General features: G+C 47.4%; 20 protein-coding genes and 1 pseudogene. 13 read left to right on the top strand and 8 right to left on the bottom strand.

Annotation, left to right across the window (positions count from 1 at the left end):
- Positions 1 to 65: 65 nt before the first annotated feature.
- Positions 66 to 1,409, top strand: a complete 1,344-nt coding sequence (locus tag HRE53_RS10600; protein WP_235110379.1) for a DUF3370 domain-containing protein — start codon at positions 66 to 68, stop codon at positions 1,407 to 1,409.
- A 13-nt stretch (positions 1,410 to 1,422) separates the two neighbouring features.
- Positions 1,423 to 1,929, top strand: a complete 507-nt coding sequence (locus HRE53_RS10595) for a hypothetical protein (protein ID WP_212663411.1) — start codon at positions 1,423 to 1,425, stop codon at positions 1,927 to 1,929.
- Positions 1,930 to 2,045: 116 nt separating this feature from the next.
- On the opposite strand, the gene fusA is transcribed toward HRE53_RS10595, so the two are convergent.
- A complete protein-coding gene (gene fusA / locus HRE53_RS10590) occupies positions 2,046 to 4,130 on the bottom strand; it encodes an elongation factor G (protein ID WP_212663410.1) in 2,085 nt (694 codons plus the stop codon).
- A 391-nt stretch (positions 4,131 to 4,521) separates the two neighbouring features.
- Here fusA and HRE53_RS10585 point away from each other — a divergent pair, with 391 nt between their 5' ends.
- The 3 genes from HRE53_RS10585 (at position 4,522) to HRE53_RS10575 (ending at position 7,364) form a co-directional block, all read left to right on the top strand.
- The gene (locus tag HRE53_RS10585; protein WP_235110378.1) at positions 4,522 to 5,817 is read left to right on the top strand and encodes a tetratricopeptide repeat protein; all 1,296 of its coding nucleotides are present in this window, start codon (positions 4,522 to 4,524) and stop codon (positions 5,815 to 5,817) included.
- Positions 5,818 to 5,949: 132 nt separating this feature from the next.
- A complete protein-coding gene (locus HRE53_RS10580) occupies positions 5,950 to 6,642 on the top strand; it encodes a hypothetical protein (protein ID WP_212663408.1) in 693 nt (230 codons plus the stop codon).
- Between the two features lie 5 nt (positions 6,643 to 6,647).
- On the top strand, positions 6,648 to 7,364 hold the full coding sequence (locus HRE53_RS10575) for a hypothetical protein (RefSeq protein ID WP_235110376.1): 717 nt from the start codon (positions 6,648 to 6,650) through the stop codon (positions 7,362 to 7,364).
- Positions 7,365 to 7,384: 20 nt separating this feature from the next.
- Here HRE53_RS10575 and HRE53_RS10570 read toward each other — a convergent pair whose 3' ends face one another.
- The 6 genes and pseudogenes from HRE53_RS10570 to HRE53_RS10545 form a co-directional block, all read right to left on the bottom strand.
- Positions 7,385 to 8,785 (bottom strand): protein kinase domain-containing protein, encoded by a 1,401-nt coding sequence (locus tag HRE53_RS10570; RefSeq protein WP_212663407.1) that lies wholly within the window; start codon positions 8,783 to 8,785, stop codon positions 7,385 to 7,387.
- A 4-nt stretch (positions 8,786 to 8,789) separates the two neighbouring features.
- On the bottom strand, positions 8,790 to 9,557 hold the full coding sequence (locus HRE53_RS10565; RefSeq protein WP_235110374.1) for an FHA domain-containing protein: 768 nt from the start codon (positions 9,555 to 9,557) through the stop codon (positions 8,790 to 8,792).
- A 345-nt stretch (positions 9,558 to 9,902) separates the two neighbouring features.
- Complete coding sequence (gene pgl, locus HRE53_RS10560; protein WP_235110372.1) at positions 9,903 to 10,634, bottom strand: 6-phosphogluconolactonase; 732 nt, start codon at positions 10,632 to 10,634, stop codon at positions 9,903 to 9,905.
- A gap of 4 nt (positions 10,635 to 10,638) precedes the next feature.
- A complete protein-coding gene (locus HRE53_RS10555) occupies positions 10,639 to 12,198 on the bottom strand; it encodes a DUF3370 domain-containing protein (RefSeq protein ID WP_235110370.1) in 1,560 nt (519 codons plus the stop codon).
- A gap of 656 nt (positions 12,199 to 12,854) precedes the next feature.
- Positions 12,855 to 13,455: pseudogene (cbiT, locus tag HRE53_RS10550) on the bottom strand (precorrin-6Y C5,15-methyltransferase subunit CbiT).
- 25 nt (positions 13,456 to 13,480) lie between these two features.
- Positions 13,481 to 14,935, bottom strand: coding sequence for an aminotransferase class I/II-fold pyridoxal phosphate-dependent enzyme (locus HRE53_RS10545; RefSeq protein WP_235110369.1), 1,455 nt, complete (start codon positions 14,933 to 14,935; stop codon positions 13,481 to 13,483).
- 125 nt (positions 14,936 to 15,060) lie between these two features.
- On the opposite strand from HRE53_RS10545, the gene ychF reads away from it, so the two are divergent.
- Complete coding sequence (ychF, locus tag HRE53_RS10540) at positions 15,061 to 16,152, top strand: redox-regulated ATPase YchF (RefSeq protein ID WP_212663401.1); 1,092 nt, start codon at positions 15,061 to 15,063, stop codon at positions 16,150 to 16,152.
- A gap of 92 nt (positions 16,153 to 16,244) precedes the next feature.
- Here ychF and HRE53_RS10535 read toward each other — a convergent pair whose 3' ends face one another.
- Positions 16,245 to 16,343, bottom strand: coding sequence for a PetM family cytochrome b6-f complex subunit 7 (locus HRE53_RS10535; protein ID WP_212663400.1), 99 nt, complete (start codon positions 16,341 to 16,343; stop codon positions 16,245 to 16,247).
- Positions 16,344 to 16,548: 205 nt separating this feature from the next.
- Here HRE53_RS10535 and HRE53_RS10530 point away from each other — a divergent pair, with 205 nt between their 5' ends.
- The 7 genes from HRE53_RS10530 (at position 16,549) to HRE53_RS10500 (ending at position 19,782) form a co-directional block, all read left to right on the top strand.
- The gene (locus HRE53_RS10530) at positions 16,549 to 16,893 is read left to right on the top strand and encodes a rubredoxin (protein ID WP_212663399.1); all 345 of its coding nucleotides are present in this window, start codon (positions 16,549 to 16,551) and stop codon (positions 16,891 to 16,893) included.
- Positions 16,894 to 17,001: 108 nt separating this feature from the next.
- Positions 17,002 to 18,015, top strand: a complete 1,014-nt coding sequence (locus HRE53_RS10525) for a photosynthesis system II assembly factor Ycf48 (protein ID WP_212663398.1) — start codon at positions 17,002 to 17,004, stop codon at positions 18,013 to 18,015.
- A 130-nt stretch (positions 18,016 to 18,145) separates the two neighbouring features.
- Positions 18,146 to 18,397: a cytochrome b559 subunit alpha gene (gene psbE / locus HRE53_RS10520; protein WP_010476188.1), complete on the top strand. Its 252-nt coding sequence runs from the start codon at positions 18,146 to 18,148 to the stop codon at positions 18,395 to 18,397.
- Between the two features lie 8 nt (positions 18,398 to 18,405).
- Positions 18,406 to 18,540 (top strand): cytochrome b559 subunit beta, encoded by a 135-nt coding sequence (psbF, locus tag HRE53_RS10515; protein WP_010476187.1) that lies wholly within the window; start codon positions 18,406 to 18,408, stop codon positions 18,538 to 18,540.
- 9 nt (positions 18,541 to 18,549) lie between these two features.
- Positions 18,550 to 18,666, top strand: a complete 117-nt coding sequence (locus HRE53_RS10510; RefSeq protein ID WP_010476186.1) for a photosystem II reaction center protein L — start codon at positions 18,550 to 18,552, stop codon at positions 18,664 to 18,666.
- A gap of 91 nt (positions 18,667 to 18,757) precedes the next feature.
- Positions 18,758 to 18,874: a photosystem II reaction center protein J gene (locus HRE53_RS10505; protein ID WP_010476185.1), complete on the top strand. Its 117-nt coding sequence runs from the start codon at positions 18,758 to 18,760 to the stop codon at positions 18,872 to 18,874.
- 461 nt (positions 18,875 to 19,335) lie between these two features.
- Entirely contained in the window at positions 19,336 to 19,782 is a 447-nt protein-coding gene (locus HRE53_RS10500) for a phosphate-starvation-inducible PsiE family protein (RefSeq protein WP_212663397.1), read from the top strand.
- The last annotated feature ends 18 nt before the right edge of the window (positions 19,783 to 19,800 follow it).

The following is a 19,800-nucleotide window of genomic DNA, read 5'->3' as shown; positions in this document are numbered from 1 at the left end:
GTCTTCAATGTGGGGATCATGGGCTGGTAGAATTTATTCGCTCAATTGTATTGATTGATTCATTCATGTCATTTTTCCTGTCTACCCTACTTCTCGCTCAAGCAAGTACGATTGCCGCCGCACCCGAAGTGCTTGTTCCCCAGGAAGTGAGGGCATTGCCGGGAAAACTGGATCAATTTCCTGTTTTTAATAGCAACAGCCCAGAAATTGTTAAATCTGAAGGGATTCTTCTCTCTACGTTTCCTGAGTCTGGTAAACAGTTCCCCGAAGCCCATTTGAACTATGCCTTGACCGGTCGGTTTGATGTATTTGCCCATCATGTCACCCGGATTGATTCTAAAAAGGGAAAACGACCCTTGTATTTGGGGGTTTTGTTGCATAATCCTTCTAGTAAGCCTGTAAAAGTGCTGGTCTTGCAGGCCAACAGCTATCTCAGTCAGTCTCAGGCCCCATTTGTGGATCTTCCCGCCCACTCTGCGGATCAAGGCGGCAAAATCTATTCGGGGCCTGGTAGTCGAACGGCGGGTGAAGTTCTTCGTCGCAAACGACAGGCGGGTTGGGCCACCAATCTTGTCATTCCGCCGGGTCAAAGCAAGATGCTGGTGAATTTGCAACTTCCCCCCAGCAATAGCCGCACCACTTGGCTACGGTTATGGACCAACGGCAAGCTCTACGCCGCCAGCATGACCCGTTATGCCCGGTCTCCATCGAAATGGAAATTTCAGGCCCCGCTTTTAGAAGACTGGAAGCAGACCTTGGCCAAGGGAAACTTGGTTAGTCCAAGGGATAAAGCCCCGACTCCTCCCGACTCTGACACCGACAAATTCTTCTATGGGCGAGTTGCGGGCGTGTCCAAAGGCTCGGAATGGAAAGCAACGATTGCCAATAAGCCTGGAGCGGATAGCCTAGATATCCCTAAGCCGGGTGAAGCATTTTCCTACGCAATCAATACCCTAGATCGCGGCACCTTAGGCACGGATCAAATCCAAAGTGCCCCCATGTTGGTTCGGTATGAAGATACTGCTTACAAATCCCACGGCAATTATGGGTTGCGGTACAAGCTGGACTTACCCCTCAAGAACAACACCGATGATCCACAAAAGGTGACCCTGTCCCTGCAAACACCGATCAAGGAAGATAAGCTGTCTGACAAGGGCTTGCGCTTTTTAAAATCTCCTGGTGGCCCTGCTTTTTTTCGAGGGACGCTGAAGCTGAGCTATACCGATGGTGCGGGCAAGTCCCAAAGACGCTTTTTCCACTTAGTACAGCGGCGGGGAGAGCGGGGCAAAGCGTTACTGACCTTACCGATTCCGCCCAAGAAAAAGCAATTGGTGAATGTTGAATTTCTCTATCCCGCTGATTCTACGCCACCCCAAGTCTTGACGATCAGAACGATCAATCCTAAATAGTGGCTGAATTGTTATGACTTCTGGCGCTCGAGCCTCACAACAGTCCCAATCCAGTGCTTATCTCAGGCTGGGGAGTATGGCGCTGATAGGCTCATTGCTGCTTGCGGGTTGCGGTGGACCGACTACCCCTGTAGGACCTTTAGGAACTCCTCTGGAGTTGTCTGAGGGTTTAGATCAGCACAATGATTCTCCTTCGGTCCCTGTTGTTGATTCGTCACAACGCCATCAAGCTACCTTTAGTCTGGGTGATCCGGCAGCAAAGCTGCGCTTAACGTGGACAAATCTTGAGAAGGACAATCATCTATTTCTTGCTTCTGCTGCGGTTGAAGTGTTGGAAGCTGCGCCAGGTGTTAGTCTGCAGTTGGATAGTGCCAGTAACCCCATCAATATCGGTACGTCTCAAGCCGCCATTGAGCAACGTTCTTTCTTACTCACTTGGTCTCGCCAAACCTTTCTCAAAACTCAGCGGAGAACCGTTCAAGTTCGTTTTGCGGCTAACGGAAAATGGTCAATGGAATGAGTCATCTGCGTTGAGATTATTGAGGATATCAAAGCAAACCTCGCGAACAAGAGCCAACAAAAACGGCACCTTCCAAAAGTAGAAAGTGCCGTTTGTTGGATTACTTTAGTTTGTAATTACTTGGCTTCTTGACGTTCCTTGGCTTCCTTAATCACCTCTTCCGCCACATTTGTGGGGCAAGGGGCGTAATGGGAAAACTCCATGGAGAACTGACCGCGACCAGAGGTCATGGTCCGCAAGTCGCCAATGTAGCCAAACATCTCACTCAAGGGCACATCTGCTTTGATCCGAGATCCCATGGGATTAGAGTCTTGGGACTTAATCATGCCTCGACGACGGTTGAGGTCACCGATCACATCCCCCACATGATCGTCAGGGGTGAAGGCATCTACACTCATGATCGGTTCCAGTAATTGAGGACCGGCCTTAGGAATGGACTGACGATAGGCTGACTTGGCAGCAATTTCAAAGGCAATGGCAGAAGAGTCAACCGGGTGGAAGGAGCCATCCGTCAACGTTACCTTGATATCAACACAAGGGAACCCTGCCAGTACACCTTTATCGATACTATTGCCAAATCCTTTCTCTACCGCAGGCCAGTATTCACGAGGAACGTTACCCCCTGTGACCTTAGATTCAAACTGGAAGCCTGAACCTTGTTCGCCCGGCTCGACGACATAATCAATCTTGCCGTACTGACCCGAACCACCCGACTGTTTCTTGTGGGTATAGCTATCTTCAAGACGCTTAGTAATGGATTCTCGATAGGCCACTTGGGGTTTACCGACTTCCACTTCGATACCATGGGTGCGCTTAAGAATATCCACCTTAATATCAAGGTGAAGCTCGCCCATCCCTTTAATGATGGTTTCACCACTCTCTTCATCCGTTACCACATGGAAAGAGGGATCTTCTTGCACCATTTTGCTGAGGGCCATTCCCATCTTTTCGTCTCCGCCCTTTGTTTTGGGCGCAACCGCGATTGAAATCACGGGGGCAGGAAAGACCATGGGTTCAAGGGTCGCAGGCTCTTTCGGATCGCAGAGGGTATGTCCTGTCTGCACATTCTTGAGACCGACAATAGCGATAATGTCGCCCGCTTGAGCGGAAGTAATTTCCTCGCGAGAGTCGGCATGCATCTCCACAAGACGGCCAATCCGTTCTGTTTTACCGGTGGCAGTATTGAGAACCGTATCGCCTTTAGAAATCGTGCCGGAGTAGATACGGGTAAAGGTCAGCGCTCCAAATCGGTCATCCATAATTTTGAATGCCAAGGCCCGCATGGGGTTATCTGGATTGACAACGGCAAAGTTACCTGTTTCATTACCTTCCAGATCAACTTCTGGTTGAGGTTTGACTTCTTTGGGGTTGGGCAAATAGTCAACGACTGCATCCAGGACGAGCTGTACACCCTTGTTTTTAAAAGCAGATCCACAGTAAGTGGGGAAAAATTCCAGATCACGGGTTCCTTTGCGGATACAGCGCTTCAAGTCTTCGATGCTGACTTCTTCGCCTTCCAAATATTTTTCCATGAGGTCGTCATCTTGCTCGACCGCTGTCTCGATTAGCATCTCGCGGTAGGTGGCAAGATCGTCCTTCATATCTTCAGGGACGTCTTGGATTTCATAGTTCATGGGCTCGCCGGAATCATCCCAAACCCAGGCTTTTTCCGTAAGCACATCCACGACACCGATAAATTCGTTTTCGGTGCCGATAGGCAGAGTCATGACTAAAGGCCTGGCGGCCAGGATTTTTTCAACTTGGTCAACAACGCGGTAAAAGTCAGCCCCGGTGCGGTCTAGTTTATTGACATAGATAATCCGGGCGACTTTAGAGTCGTTCGCGTAGCGCCAGTTGGTCTCGGATTGAGGTTCTACCCCACCAGAGCCACAAAATACACCGACGCCGCCATCCAAAACCTTGAGGGAGCGATAAACCTCAATGGTGAAATCAACGTGTCCAGGGGTATCAATAATGTTGAGCTGGTGATCGTTCCAAACACAAGAGGTGGCAGCGGACTGAATCGTAATCCCCCGCTCTTGCTCCTGCTCCATGAAGTCAGTGGTGGCCTCACCTTCGTGCACTTCACCAATCTTGTGGATTTTGCCGGTTAACTTCAAGATTCTTTCTGTAGTGGTGGTTTTACCAGCATCTACGTGGGCAAAGATACCAATGTTGCGATAGCGGGTGAGGTCTTTCATCTTTCTTCTCTAAGGGATAGTGCTACAAGCTTTGACAAACCATCAGGGGATGGATGACTGTTAGATTGCCCGTGTAGCAAGGGCGGGCGACCAAAAAACTTTGTATTAAACTTCTAAAGTCTTTGTTAATTATGCCCAGGGCAATATTGCTGATTGTAAAGTATCTTGACGCGAAGTTGTAAGGATCTCTAGAAGTAAAAACCGAACTCAGGTTGAGTTAAGAAAATTTTCGTAAAAGGATTGGAGATTTTCTGCTACCCAAAATCTGCCAACATAAATGAAATCACTCAAGACAACGGTAGGGGTTGAGGTTATTAGTTAGGATATTAATCCCGTCCAGCGGTGTAACCCGTTGTTTTGAGGTCTACATTGCATCATCATCAGAGTGCCCATGAGTGCCCCGTTATTTCAACAAGGACAAGCGCAACTTCGGCAAAAGCAATACGCAGATGCGATCGCAACCTTTACCCAAGTCCTGGAAGCTGAGCCATTTTCCGTAGATGCCTACTGCCAACGAGGGTTGGCCCACTATGATTCTGGCAATGTCTATGCCGCGATTGAAGACTATGGTAAGGCCCTAGAGATTGACTCTAAATCAGCCAAAGCCTATTACTGCCGAGCCTTAGCACGACTCTCCTTGAAAAATGTGCCTGGGACGATGGCTGATGTTGAGCTGGCGATTGGTTGCGATCGCACCTATGCTGCCGCCCATAAACTGCGCGGTATTGTCCATCGCAAGCAAGGAGATATCCAAGCTGCGATCTCAGATTTTAAAGTGGCTTCAGGACTCTATCTCGATCAAAAAGATGCGGATGGAGCACGTCAATGCATCGACAAGATCGAAGAAATTCGGCCAAAAACGCCTAATCCTACTGCTCCAATCACAAAGGCACCCGCAGTGCCACCCCCTGCCCTATCAGAAAAAGATTACTTTACGCAAATCCTCGATCGGGCCAAAATCGGCCAGCTCAGTCAGGCTCTCTCGGACATTAATTGGGTCTTGCAGGCCGATCCACAGGATGGCAAAGCTTATTGCTGCAGGGGATTGGTCTACTGTAAACAGGGCAATTACCAAGCTGCGGTTGCAGATTTCAACCAGGCTCTCACCCTCAAATTTGAAGATGCTATTACCTATCGAGGACGGAGCAAGGCCCGCCTGAATCTCAAGGATCCCCAAGGGGCGATTTCTGACTGCAATCAGGCCTTATTCTTATCCCCTGAAGATAGTGACGCCTATGTTGCTAGGGGCAATGCCTACCGAGGAATTGGACATAATCTGGGAGCTATCGAAGACTATGCCGAAGCTTTACGCCTGAATGGCAACAATGCCGATGCTTTTTATCAGCGCGGCCTGACCTATGCGGGGATGAAGGAAAATCCCCAAGCCATTGCCGATTATCAGCGGGCCATTAGCCTGTTTTGTGCCCAAGAAGAATGGTTCAACTATCAGCAGGTTCTAGCCCAACTCAATAAGCTGCAACCCTCTGCTCAAAAAGAATCTTATACTCCACCTAAGCCGCCGCAAACCCAGCATGAGCGCTTATGGCAGCGACTCTTGGAATTACTGGGTGGCAACCAAGATTTAGCGCGGGGGATTGTGCGGAGTACGAAGTCACAATATCCCGGGCGCTCCGAAGAGTGGTACTTGGAAACCGTGATTCTAAACCTGGAAGAACATATGAGATAAGGGCCAGTCTGGGCCATCAACCCGACCTGACCCGACTTTTTCCCAAAAAACTCCCGACTTCAGCCGACTGACAGGACAGAAGTGGCAAAGCTAGGCTGAGCTTACTTTCACGCTGCCCTTGCTTCCTTGTCTATGAACGCTGTTGCTATTTTTATTGCCCTGCTCAAAGACCGACAAACCTTTCTCCAAGAAATTCATGAGGGAAAGCGATTATCGGTCAAAATTTCCGCCCTGCTGATCTGTAGTTTTTGTAGTTTTGCCACCTATGGCGCTATCGTCGGCTCCTTTCACAGTCCGCTGCAAGCCCTGTCTTCAGGCTTAAAACTGCCGACCCTTTACCTGATCACCTTACTGGTTTGTTTGCCTGCCCTGTATGTGTTTAATGCCTTGTTTGGATCTCGCCAAACCATTGCTCAGCATTTCACCTATGTGTTGAGTGCGGCTGCCGTCATTGCCTTACTGCTCGTGGGCTTTGCCCCGATTACTTTGTTTTTCGTGATCACCATTTCTCCCGTGCAGGATTATTCGTTTTATCTGCTGCTGAATGTGGTGGTTTTTGCCCTTACGGGCATGTTTGGGGTGTCTTTCCTCTACCAGGCCATGCGTCCTGTGGCCCAGTCCGATACGGATACTAATGTGCAACTCCGCTCTACGGTGCTGCGTTTTTGGCTTTGTCTGTATGGGTTTGTCGGTAGTCAGTTGGGCTGGACCTTGCGCCCCTTTTTTGGTTCGCCAGGAGCCTTTGAGCTGTTTCGATCTCGGGAAGGTAACTTTTGGACCGGTGTCCTTGATGCGATCGCAAATCTGATGCAGGGTGCCGGATAAAGCCCATGAGTCATCCCCCTGATTTTGAAAAACTACAAACTTTACAATTAACGCCTGAAGATATTGAATCCCAAACAGGCTTTATCACCAATGGTTGGTGGGTAGGGAGTTTATTCGGAGGGGTATACCGCCGTTCTGCCTGGCATCAACCGCAATATTGGCTGCATATCTTCAGTGTAGAGATGATTATGTTAGCCTTCATCGGTATGCTGTCTGTGCCCATCGGACTCATTACCTTACGGGATTCAGCCCCTCAACAAACCCACCGATTTCTCCAGGTGACGGCCACCGCAACAACACTGATGTTCTCTGGCTGGCACTTCTATCTATGGCATCGGACTCGCACCTTACGCATCCTGATGCATATGCTGGATGACATCGACCAATACAATCAGCTTGTGGAGACTGTGATGGTTCTCAAGGGTTTGACCCAAGCCCATCCATCGACTCAAGTGGAAGATCTAACATCCATTTTGTCAGCCTTACAGGTGAGTCGGACCCATTTAGTTACTGCCTTAACCCTAGAGACTCAGATCCGCCGCCATCGCCGCCTTCTTCACCGCCATCAAGCCTTAGGGCAAGACTTAGACCAAGCGCTGATAGCCCTGCAAGCCTTAGAGGTGCAAGAGCAGGCCCAGGAGTATCAACAGGTTATTCATCAGGCGATACAAATTAGCATGAGAGTGCAAACTACCATGGGACAACTATCCACCAGGCATTGAAGCGTTTTATTATCGCTTACTCAAATCGGTGCCGGTAGCAGTTCTCTCATGGCTTCAGCGACTTGAGATGCAGAGGAATAGCGGTTTTGGGGTTGTGGATGGGTGAGGCGTTGGATCACATCTGCCATCTCTGGGCTGAGTCGAGGAACATCTTCGACATGGAGTCGAAATTCTTCATCTCCCAATCGGTAAAAGGCATCGGGTTCTTGCCCGGTCAAAATGTAAACCAAAGTCGCGCCTAAGGCATAGAGATCGGAGGCTGGCGCTGCTTTACCGGCTTGTAACTCGGGTGCCGTGTAGCCCACAGAACCAATGAATGTGCCTGCTTCAGGGCTCAGAAGCTGCATCTCGCCAAAATTAACCAAGACCACTTCCTTGAAACCATGGGGAATGGTAGGGCGCAAAAAATTGGCTGGTTTGAGATTGCGGTGAATAATAGCCGGGGACTGTTGATGTAGATAATCTAAAACTTCACAAATATCTGAAATCCACAAGATGGTCTGTTCTTGGGATAGGGGACCTCGCTCCGTCACCCATTGCTTAAGATTTTGCCCATAGATCATCTCACTGACGAGATAAGGTTGTCCCTCTATCTCAAATGCTTCGTAGATTTTAGGAATTCCGGGATGACTGGTCTGACAGAGCTGAGCTGCTTGGTCTTGGAAGGCGATCAACGCATCTTCATGGTCCAGCCACTCCTGTTGGAGGGTTTTGAGCACCACCATGTGACCATCCCGCCAGGCAATAAAAGTATTATCCCCGGTCCCTAGAGGCTTAAGAATATGGTATTGGCCGATTTGTCGCCAGACTTTGAGCGGTAAACCACAATCGGTACAAACCAACGATCCCTTGTTCGCAGGTGAATTTTGACAGTTGGCAGCAGGTTTTGATCCGTCATTCGTACAGGGATACTGAAAGCGACTCTGTTCATCTTGAGGGTGTTTAGGAAAGGGCGTCTGGCCCGTCACTCGAAAGCCTTCTTCGGCATTCTGCAGTGAGGGACTCATCTCTGCTGAAGGAGGAGCAGCGCCTTGGGGTTGTGGGGGTTGGGCCTGGATGCTGGGTGAGTTGGGAGCAGCCGTCACATCAGGTTGACTATACTTGCTGCCACTACTCCCACTTTCATCAATATGGATTTGAATATTAGGGCCAGAACGGGCGAGGCGCATGATGTTGCCATCTGCCAAAGGGGCTTGATGGACGCGTTTGCCGTCCAAGTAGGTGCCATTTGTACCGATGTTGACGACTTCCCACTGGGCGCCCGTTTGTCGAAGTTCGACGTGATAACGGGAGACAACTGCACTGTAAAGCACAACATGGTTGTCCACAGCTCGACCAATGCGGATGACTGGATCTTGCTCAAAGCTCCAACTTTGAACGGGAGTGGATTGAACAGGATGCAAGAGCGTTAGAGTAATCACGTTATCAGTTAAGTTGGAATAGAAAAGTGACTAGATTGCCTTTGCCAAGGGCGATGCGGTCGCCGATGCGTAGGCGATGCCGATTGCCGGGTAACAGAGGAATGCTGTTGATGTAAGTCCCATTTGAGCTACCGACATCTTCAATAAAATAATGACCCCCTTCGACCCGAATATCAGCATGAACGCGAGAAACGACTTCAGCATTCGGGAACCCTGACACGTCAATGTCGGGGGGAACTCGATCGTTGGGTTTCCCCATATGGATCCGATCAAGGGTCGGGGATAGATCAATCACTGCGTTGGTCTGAACATGGACTAACTGAATCGTCTGCTGTTGGAGTTGAGTTCTGGGCGTACCCGGCGAAGCGGTTTCAGGATAAGCCGGAGCGGGAGATAGAGGCGCTTCGAATGGAGGCAGCTCATTATCTAGGGAAGGTAAGTCAACGGGCAAGGGGGGTATTACCGCTGGTTCTGGCGGCATCAGATCCGGCATGACTAAGGGATCTGGGGGTTGAGGATCGGGAAAAATAAATGGATTGTTGCTGGAAGCGGGTTCAGCTTCTGGTGTTTCGGTGGTGAGAGCGATGATTTCATCTAACTCATTGGGGGCGTCCAACAGATTGAATCCACATTGGCCACAAAACTGTGCCCCAACTTGAATGGATGCTCCACAGTTGGGGCAGCTACTTGTAGAGGGCAAGGCACTCTGGCAAGCTTCACAAGTCGTAGCACTATCAGGATTTTGGTGGAGACAATTGGGACAAATAATCATAGGTTGTAGTTATCTCCCCCGTCAAAAAATTCCCCGATCATAGTCAAATTAAGGCTGCCGATAAGACTTATCGAATCGTTAGCTCAATAGGTGATAAAACGTCCCAGTAATGTCTATACAAGAGAGGCTTTTTAAGATATAAAAATACCGCTTTTCACATAGTACACGAGATATTCATGGCAACTATGGTCTGCAACATGGGTTGTTAACCCCTACAGCAACCCAGCAACCATGATTTCAGACGGTTTGATCTTGTCTCATTGAGTGTACCCATTTGTGGCACTTAATCTGATCCTCTGATTGGATGCGGATTCTGGGGCCAAGGCGGTTAGGATCACCCATGACTTATATGTACTTCTGTAGAGGTTCTCCTGCTGCAGCATCCAGTAGCCATGAGAGTTTGCCATTCATAGGCTGGATTAAGCGAGCGGGATAGTGGGTGGCATCAGTAGTCTCTGCAAAAATCTCAGTCAAGGCGTCTTGCTTATTCGCGCCTGTTGCTAGAAAGACAATGCATCGAGCTTGGTTAAGAACGGGGACGGTTAAGGTCAGTCGAGGTTGACCGTCTTTGTTGCCAACGGTGACGTTGCGATCGCAAACCTGTAGCGCATCGGTATGGGGAAATAGGCTGGCGGTATGGCCATCAGGTCCCAAGCCTAGCAATACGATGTCAAAGCTGGGAAATTCCTTGGGGCCAGTGCCAAAAAAAGTCTGTAGCTGCTGGTCATAGGTTTGAGCCGCCTCCGTTGGATCGGCAGCTTGGGTGGGCATAGGATAAATATTGCTGGGGGGAATAGCCACATGGTTGAGCCAGGCTTTGGTGGCCATGCCCGCATTACTTTGCGGGTCAGAAATCGGAACATACCGCTCGTCTCCCCAAAAAATGTGGATATTTTGCCACGGTAGGTTTTGTTGGGCGAGTTGTTCATATAGGGGCTTAGGTGTGTTTCCCCCGGCTAAGGCGATGGTGCAGCATCCTCGTTGTGCGATCGCATCTTTGATTTCAGCGAGGGTCAGTTCTAGAGCGCGTTCTATTAACTGTGATCGATCTGCAAAAACTTCAACATTAGGTTTCATTCAATTAGCTCCGACTGCCAAAGAAAAGATCCGTTTTAACCGTTAGCACTTGAGGAGGAGTGGCATCGGGTGGATAAACATAGTCCACCTGAACCAACCGCCGTTCATCTGGTTTCAGTTTTAACGTCACCAGAGATTGACTTTTTTCGCCTTGTTTTTGAACCAGGTGAAAATAACGCAACTGGGAATTGCCTTCATCGTCTTTGTATCGTACCCGTACCGTGCCCCGGAAAAAAACTGGGGCTGTTTTTGATCGCCAAAAATTAAGACCTACCCCTTTGCGGTCATGTTTGAGAGGCGTTTGAATAGCAATATCGACCTGTCGAGGCTTTTCGCTGGGGTTATGGAAGGGTAAGGTTAAATCGTAATGAACCCCATAATTCCCATGGGCTAAATAAGCTGTATCAGGATATCTCACTAGCATCGGAGCACTTTGGACCTGTCCTGTCCCAAAGGTTCCTCGCTGTAGCGTGCTCAATCCATAGGCAAACGAGCGACCGGGCCTAGGAATCGTTAGTTCTTTACTGGTGAGATCATCTGTGACTTGTGCTTTCCAGAGGGATCCGCGACTGACGCCAGCGACCCGACCATAGAAAAATGGATCGGTTCTTTGATTTAAAGGAGAAGGAGGCTTGTCCCGAGGAGAGAGCAGCTCACCATTAATCAAAAGTTTTTCCCAATCTTTCTTCGTGGGAATTTTTTCGGTTCCATTGCGATTGAGTGGGGCTAGCATGGCCATACTGGCGGCATATACTGGCCCACTACTCTGCAAATGAGCCAGAGTGGAGCGAGTATTTGAGGATGGCGCAATATTTCTGAGGGGTAATTTAGCTGCACTCAGCTTCAGTAATTTTTGAGCTTTGGGACCCCGGACGGGTTTTTTAGCCGATAAGCTGGGAACCGGAATCGGTAGGTTCATCAGCATTTTGCTTTGTCCAGGGCGTAAATAAATAACAGGGGGCCAATGGGTTTGACGGCGTCTTCTCAGAATCTGATCGACCACTCGTCCACCCGGTCCCGAAAAAACCTTGCCCAAATCATTGCTGACTTGAGGGGGGAGGGCAATGTAGGGCGCATCAGGATTGCCCAGAAATGTCGCTGAATGTAAGACTTTAATCGTAATACTGCGGGTTCGGCTGGGATTATATAACAGGATGCCTTTATAAAACGTGGGGGTATCATCCGGCCGATTGGTCTTGGCAACGTGATGGGCAAAAATATCAAATCGACCGTTGAAAGCAAAATTGAGATGAGCTTTGGCTTGACGCTTACCCCGAGGTGGAAATGTAGAGAGCAAAATTCCGGACCGTCTGACCACTTCAGGACTATTGCTGTTGAAAACAGGCACTGTATCGAGCCTGCCAGGCAAGGTGCGAAACTCAATCCCTTGCCGTGATGCTTGTCGATTCGTTTGGCGTTTTAAAGAGGGGCGAGAAGCTTGGGCGACCCATCCATCCCGATCTGAAGAGAGTTGAGGCTGGACAGGCGTCTGGGATACAGAATGAGGTGTCTCTAAAGATAAGTTCGGCTGTTGGATCCATAAAGTTGCAAACAGAGGCAGCATTCCGTCAACGATCTCAGAAACATCAATCCCGGCATTCTTTCTATGGATACATAGAAGTTTTAATTGCCTTGACAAGTATAGCTCAGAACAATTTTCAGCAGCACCTATTTGAATAAGTTTACTACTTATAAATCCTAGTAGTTTTTTCAGTATTGATAGGAAGAACGTATCTCTGCATTTATAGATTTCGATGCAGATAGAAGAGATTGTATAGGCATCTCTATGGGTACTCGCGACGAAACTTCAGTGACCTATTATTGGGTCAGTATAAAGAAGCATTCTGAAGCAGAGCCGTGGTTAAAAAGGGATAATAAGGATTAAGATCGCTGAATATCCTTGTAAATAATTATTTCGGGCAATTTTTAGATATTAAGATGCTCAAGAAGGTCATACATTCCTTCTATCGCACATATTTAGCTGCCATCATCGCTTGATTCTGCACTATATCGATTCTATCGATATCTCATTGTGGTCAGATATAATTGCAGTTTATTGATAGCCAAGAGAGCTAAAAGAATTAGATTGAAGAATATATTATCAGAGGATAAAAACTGACATAAATTTGGCCGAAATTATATTTCTATATGCCAAAAGTAAATTATTTTAAGTTTCAAGCTTCTTGAAAGAGAAAAACTATACTTTAAGTACGGTCAGATTCAAAGTTTCTCACCGCTCAAGATAAACATAGGATCGACAGCAGCAAACAATTGGCGCGTGCCACGTGTCTCCAAACGATTGATGACGGACTGAACGACTTCAATGTTGCGAGCATGAAGGGAAGAAAAGGTTTCAGAAATGATATACAGCGTTTCTAGACTAGATGCAGATGCCACCAATCGTCCATTAGTTTGCAGATGACTCCATGCTGTTCTCAACAGTTCTTGCATGGGATGTCCCCCCTTCTATACAAATTCGAGTGGGTTGAGGTTGGAGGTCATCCAAACAGCCTGGAGCATTGCCCTGAATAATATCGACATTCTCAACTGCGAATCGATCACAATTCGCTTGAATGAGATTAACCACTTCTTCATCCCGCTCGATGGCAATGATTTGTCCCTGGGGACAGAGTAAGCCTGCTTCAATGGGAATGGTGCCAGTTCCTGCACCAATGTCCCACAGTACTGTATCCGTCGTCAGCCGCAATTGTGAGATTAATAATAATCGGGTATCCCGCTGCGTCATGGGGATTCCAGGTAAACGCTCAAAGAGTTCATCTGGGATGCCAGGACTGGTATAGGGCCAAGGAGGGGAGGGCATAGGTTGTCGCTGTTTGCTCACGCTACTACTCTCTCACAACCTTTAAGGTATTAAAGCTCAAATCACTCCCCCCTGTAATCACTCCCCCCTCTTGTTGAAGTTGTAAAAGCCAGTCTAAATCTTGCTGCTGGATTCTTTCTCCAGGGAGCAGTGTGGGGATGCCAGGTGGATAGGGGCAAATACTCTCAGTACTGACCCGGCCGACAGATTCCATGATCGGTATGGCCTCTGATGGATGCCAATAGGCTTCTCTAGGAGATAGCACAGGTAAAGAGATAGGCGGCTTAGCCTTTGGATAGGAATGCGGATATGGCTGTAAATGAGGTTGGTAAAGATCTTGCAATGCTAGGAGTAGTTGATCAATATCAGCATCCGTATTGCCTAACGTGATCAAGAAGGTGAGATGGTCTGGTGTGATGAGTTCAGCCGAAATCTGATAACTGTCGATCAGCATTTGATCCAGGTCATATCCCTGGGCACCAAATGGATAAGTCGGAATGGTGAGACGTGTCTGATCGAGTGCAATACAGCCGGGGGTGCTGCCAACTGGATTCCATTGGTGATAGTTGGGCAAACACTGCAGTTGAGTATGTGCTTTGTTCGCTAGGACTAAAACTTGCTGCATTATCTCAAATCCAGCATAGGCTAGCTGGTGGCGAGCGGCATCCAAAGAGGCCAGCAGTAGATAATTAGGACTGGTGGATTGCACAAGCTGTAGGGTTTGGCTGAGCCGTTGCCGATTGACGAGATGACCTTGAACATGGAGCATAGCTGCTTGTGTCAATGCTCCCAGCATTTTGTGAGTGGATTGTATGGTTAGGTCTGCACCAGCTGCGAGAGCAGATTGAGGGAATTGAGGATTAAAAGCAAAATGGGGTCCATGGGCTTCATCGACGATCAATGGGATGCCGTGATCATGGGCAAAAGTGGCGATGGCCGATATGTCTCCGCAAATCCCTTCATAGGTGGGATGGATCAAGAAGATAGCCTTGGCCTGAGGATAGACCTCGAACGCGAGCTGAATATCCTGCACCGATAAACTATGGGCTAAGTTGAGCTGCTGATCCAAAGCCGGTTGCACAAAAATAGGAACTGCGCCACAGAGAACCAGACCAGAAATGACGGATATATGAAGATTGCGCGGCACGATGATCTGATCGCCTGGACCGCAAATGGCTAGCAATGCTGCCAGAATCCCACAGGTCGAACCGTTGGTGAGAAACCAGGTTTGCTCAGCCCCAAAGAGTTGTGACGCTAGTACCTGAGCTTCTAGAATGGCCGCTTCGGGGGCAAAGAGATTATCTAACTCGGGGAGTTCAGGTAGATCAACTGAGCCTAGAAAGGAGCCGAGATGCTGAAGAATAGCAGCAGGTAGCCCACGTCCTCTTTTATGACCAGGGGTATGAAATGCAACTTGGCTAGACTGGGCACAGTCATATAGGGCCTGCCAAAGGGGAGCTTCCTGTTGATTAGTGCTCATGTAAAGGGTTCATGCATGTTTTAATGGCAAAGGATTATGAGTCACATTCGCATCGCTTCTCAAGATGATCTGAATGTGTTGTCTTCATAATGTCTTTGAGCCCATGATTTGAGTCATCCCTTCCCATGTTAAGAGCTGGTATTGTTGGGCTACCCAACGTTGGTAAATCAACCTTGTTTAATGCCTTAGTCGCTAATGCCAAAGCTGAGGCCGCTAATTTCCCTTTTTGTACCATTGAGCCCAATGTAGGCGTTGTCTCTGTTCCTGATCAGCGCTTACAAACTTTATCTGAATTGTCTAAATCTGCCAAAACGGTTCCCACACGGGTTGAGTTTGTGGATATTGCCGGGCTAGTCCAGGGCGCGAGTCAAGGGGAAGGGTTGGGCAATCAGTTTCTGGCCAATATCCGTGAAGTCGATGCCATTGTCCATGTGGTGCGCTGTTTTGACAGTGATGACATTATCCACGTTGCCGGTTCTGTTGATCCTGTGCGAGATATTGAGGTGATTAATTTGGAGCTGAGTTTGGCAGATTTAGCCCAAATTGAGCGACGAATGGAGCGAACCAAAAAGACTGCTCGTAATAATAAAGAGGCGCAAGCCGAACTAGAAATTTTAGAAAAGCTTAGAGCCACGCTGGATGAAGGACAACCCGCCCGTCAGGCTGATTTAAGCTCTGAAGAGCAAGAAATAATTAAGTATTTGGGCTTGCTAACTCTGAAGCCAATTATTTATGCCACCAATGTGTCCGAAGATGATTTGGCCACGGGGAATGAATGGGTGGAACAAGTGCGTGGGGTTGCAACTGCTGAATCAGCCGAAACCGTGATTATGTCAGCCCAAGTGGAGTCTGAATTAGTTGAACTAACCGATGAAGAGCGCAATGACTTTCTTGAAGCCTTAGGGGTGGAAGAAGGGGGCTTAATATCCCTTATCCATGCCACCTATAAACTTTTGGGGCTACGAACCTATTTTACATCTGGCCCCCAAGAGAGTCGAGCTTGGACCATACCCATCGGCACCAAAGCTCCTCAAGCTGCTGGGGTGATTCATACGGATTTCGAGCGGGGATTTATTCGAGCTGAAACCGTTGGTTATCAAGACTTAGTCGATAATGGATCCCTCACTGCTGCTAAGGAAAAAGGATTAGTCCGCAGTGAGGGTAAAGATTATCTCGTTCAAGAAGGAGATGTGATGCTCTTCCGGTTTAATGTCTAGACCAATACAGCGTCTTTGATGTCTTGTGCTGTCAGCTCAAAGGCAAGATATAAAGACAAAATCCAAAAGTTCTAATTAAAAGCGTGGCAGATCTAGTCGGGGGCTACCTTCAGTAGTAAATATCCCAGGCCAATACCCACTAATATCAGCGAAAAACAAAGAAATGCTGTAGTGAAAATTTCTCCGCCCATAATTAATCGATCCTACAAACTTGTTCCAAAATCATTACTCAATATTTAGTTAAGCATACTCAGGTGTCATGTTCTCAGGTCTGGGCTGAGGAATGAGGGTTAAATTTTGGGTTCAGGCATAGAAGCCTGAGCAAGGTGATTAAGTTCCATGTCATAATAATTCACAAAGATTTCTAGGATTGTGGAAATTCCACGAGTTTAGGTCATGTCTACTGAGACGGATTCAAATGAAGAAGTAGTATCTGTGGATCGATTTGAATGTCGATCTTGCGGATACATCTATGAGCCTGATGAAGGTGATAAACGCCGTAAGATTCCGCAAGGGACTTTGTTTGATCAACTTCCCGGTGACTGGAAATGCCCAGTGTGCCGAACTCCTCCGGAGCAATTTTTCAACATTGGACCCGTCGGTGCTCCCTCGGGTTTTGCTGAAAATCTAGGCTATGGCCTTGGGGTTAATTCACTGCCCCCAGGCAAGAAAAACCTGCTGATTTTTGGCGCGTTGTTATCGATATTTCTGTTCTTACTCAGCTTCTATTCTTCTGGCTAAGTTGTAACGATTCGTTCCCTTGCCCATCCGCGAAGAGATGCTTTGTGCCAATTGCAAAATTTCTAATCAACCAATTGGCTAGTACGCTATCGCCCGTTCAAAAACAAGATGATAAAAGCAATTCTAAAGACTTCAAGGCAATGGATATCCATCGTTGCCGCCTTATTTTTCTTAACTGCCTGTAACAGTCTGCCAGTGTTGGATTCCCTATCTTGGGAATCTGTCGCGTTGCCGACTGACTCCGCCGTCTTAGATGTCAGTTTTGCTTCCCCAGAGCATGGCTGGCTGGTGGGAACTAACTCTGCGCTCTTAGAAACCTTTGATGGGGGTAAATCTTGGGAGCCACGTCCTCTTTCCCTGGGAGACTTAGACTATCGCTTTTCATCCATCAGCTTTTCTGGGGATGAAGGTTGGATTGTGGGTGAGCCTTCCATTCTGCTCCATACGACCGATGGTGGAAAGTCTTGGTCACGAGTGTCGCTGAGTACTCAACTACCCGGGACTCCCTATCAAGTCACTGCTTTAGGTCCTAAGTCGGTGGAGATGATCACCGATCTAGGTGCCATTTACCAAACTCGGGATGAAGCCCAGCATTGGACTGCTTTAGTGGAAGAGGCAACGGGAGCAACGCGTAACATTAACCGATCTGAAGATGGTCAGTATGTCGCAATTTCCTCTCGGGGTAGTTTCTACAACACTTTTGATCCAGGTCAAACCTCCTGGCAAAGCCATGATCGAAATGGTGCAAGACGAATTCAAACCATGGGATACGATCCGAGTGGCAATCCCTGGATTTTAAACAAAGGTGGCCAGGTTCAATTCAGTAACGGTTTTCTTGAAGATGGAGACTATGCCTGGGATGAAGCATTTACTCCTGGCAATACTAAAATTGGACTCTTAGATTTGGCTTACCGGACTCCTGAAGAAGTTTGGGTGTCAGGGGGCAGCGGCACATTACTATGTAGCCTAGATGGTGGCCAAACTTGGCAAAAAGATACGACGGTAGAGGATGTACCATCCAACCTCTACAAGATTATTTTTGTTTCTTCTGACCAAGGGTTCATTATTGGGCAATCAGGGACGCTATTGCGTTTTATTGCTCCCCCTAAAGCATCAGCTTAAAGGGTACTAAGTCCTCCGCTTTCCTCTTGTTTGGACGGCTAGCGGAAGTAAACTTCAGGTTTTACTTGTGGGACGTCCGATGGTTTCGTATGATTAAGTATCATGACTGTGTTCATAGGAGGTGTTTGAATTGTCTGGTAGAACTGGTGAACGACCCTTTGGTGATATCGTTACAAGCATTCGTTATTGGATTATCCATACCATTACGGTGCCAATGCTGTTTTTAGCAGGATGGCTATTCGTAAGTACAGGTCTGGCTTATGACGTGTTTGGAACGCCAAGACCTAACGAGTACTTTGACCAAGCTCGACAAGGGTTACCTTTGGTTACTGATCGTTATGAAGGTAAGCAACAAATTGATGAATTTACAAAAGGATTATAGTTATAACAATGACCAGTAGACTTTCAAAAGAACCGGTTACATATCCAGTTTTTACAGTGCGTTGGTTGGCTGTTCATACCCTAGGTGTCCCGGTTACCTTCTTCCTGGGTGCAATCGCAGCTATGCAGTTCATTCAGAGATAGGAGACGTTAATGGCAACACCCAATCCGAATAAGCAACCCGTAGAGTTGAATCGTGCATCGCTCTTTATTGGCTTGCTACTTGTTCTTGTTTTAGCTTTATTGTTCTCAAGCTACTTTTTTAACTAACATAAAATTCCGTTTATCCATTTGATAAGCGTTTTTGAGAACAAACTATTCTATGCATAAACTTTGCTAGTAATTTTAGGAGGAAAAGTCTGTGGCAGATGGAAAAGTTCCATTATGGCTAGTAGGGACAGTCGCAGGGACCGCCCTCATTGCAATTGTAGGTCTCTTTTTCTATGGAGCATATGCAGGCTTGGGTTCTTCCCTGTAAGCTAGCATTTTTGCGATACCTAAAAGGGGAGTCAGTTAACTGACTCCCCTTTTTAATTAGGATGCTTGTTATGACTTCTTGCTATACGAAGCCGTCCATTAAGCAAGGTCGGCTATGTGAAATGCATAGAATGAGTTGATGGATTAACCGCCATCAATTAGCCTTCACGTTCAACATAATAAAAGAAGGCTGTCATAGCAGCCCCACCACCGATTAAAACAACCAGAGGCGTCATAATTGCGGGTAAAATGTCGCTGATCATAATCAGATTCCTATGAAAATGGGCAAAACGATAATACAGATTACTTAGCAAACTTAGCAAAAATAGGCTAAGAGTCTAAGCAAAAATTTACTGTATTACTCCAGCTTTTTCATTATCTGGTGCCAGTGCTACTGAATCAAGTTTCTGTAATATGATTCATCGTTCACTTTGATAACCCAGCAGCCCTTCAATATTCCCCATGAAGCGAAACAATCGATCTATTGCTAAAGTTTTCAGTGATGCTTCCTTTCTCCGGCTATTGCATTGGTTTGAAGGAACTGTTGCCAAGATTTTATCCATTGCATTGGTCATTGTTATTTTCTTCTCCCTGTTCGATCTGGGATTTAATGTGATTCGTGAGTTGTCAACGGAACCGATTGGATTCTTTCAGTCAACGGTATTAGAGATTTTTGGTCTATTCCTCAATATCCTGATTGCTCTAGAGCTTCTAGAAAATATTCAAGCTTACCTCGATCATCAGGGAGTGCAGGTTCAGTTGGTGGTTGCAACGGCTTTGATCGCTGTAGCACGTAAACTGATTATTTTTGACTTTGCAAAATCATCCGGTTTAGATCTTGTAGGGCTGGCGGTGGCAATCTTTTCACTATCCATCAGTTATTGGTTAGTCCGCCAACATAAGCAATAGTCAGCGTAAGGATAATAG

The sequence above is a fragment of the Acaryochloris sp. 'Moss Beach' genome (assembly GCF_021497025.1).
GTDB lineage: Bacteria > Cyanobacteriota > Cyanobacteriia > Thermosynechococcales > Thermosynechococcaceae > Acaryochloris > Acaryochloris marina_A.
This window is presented reverse-complemented; position numbering and strand designations above follow the sequence as displayed.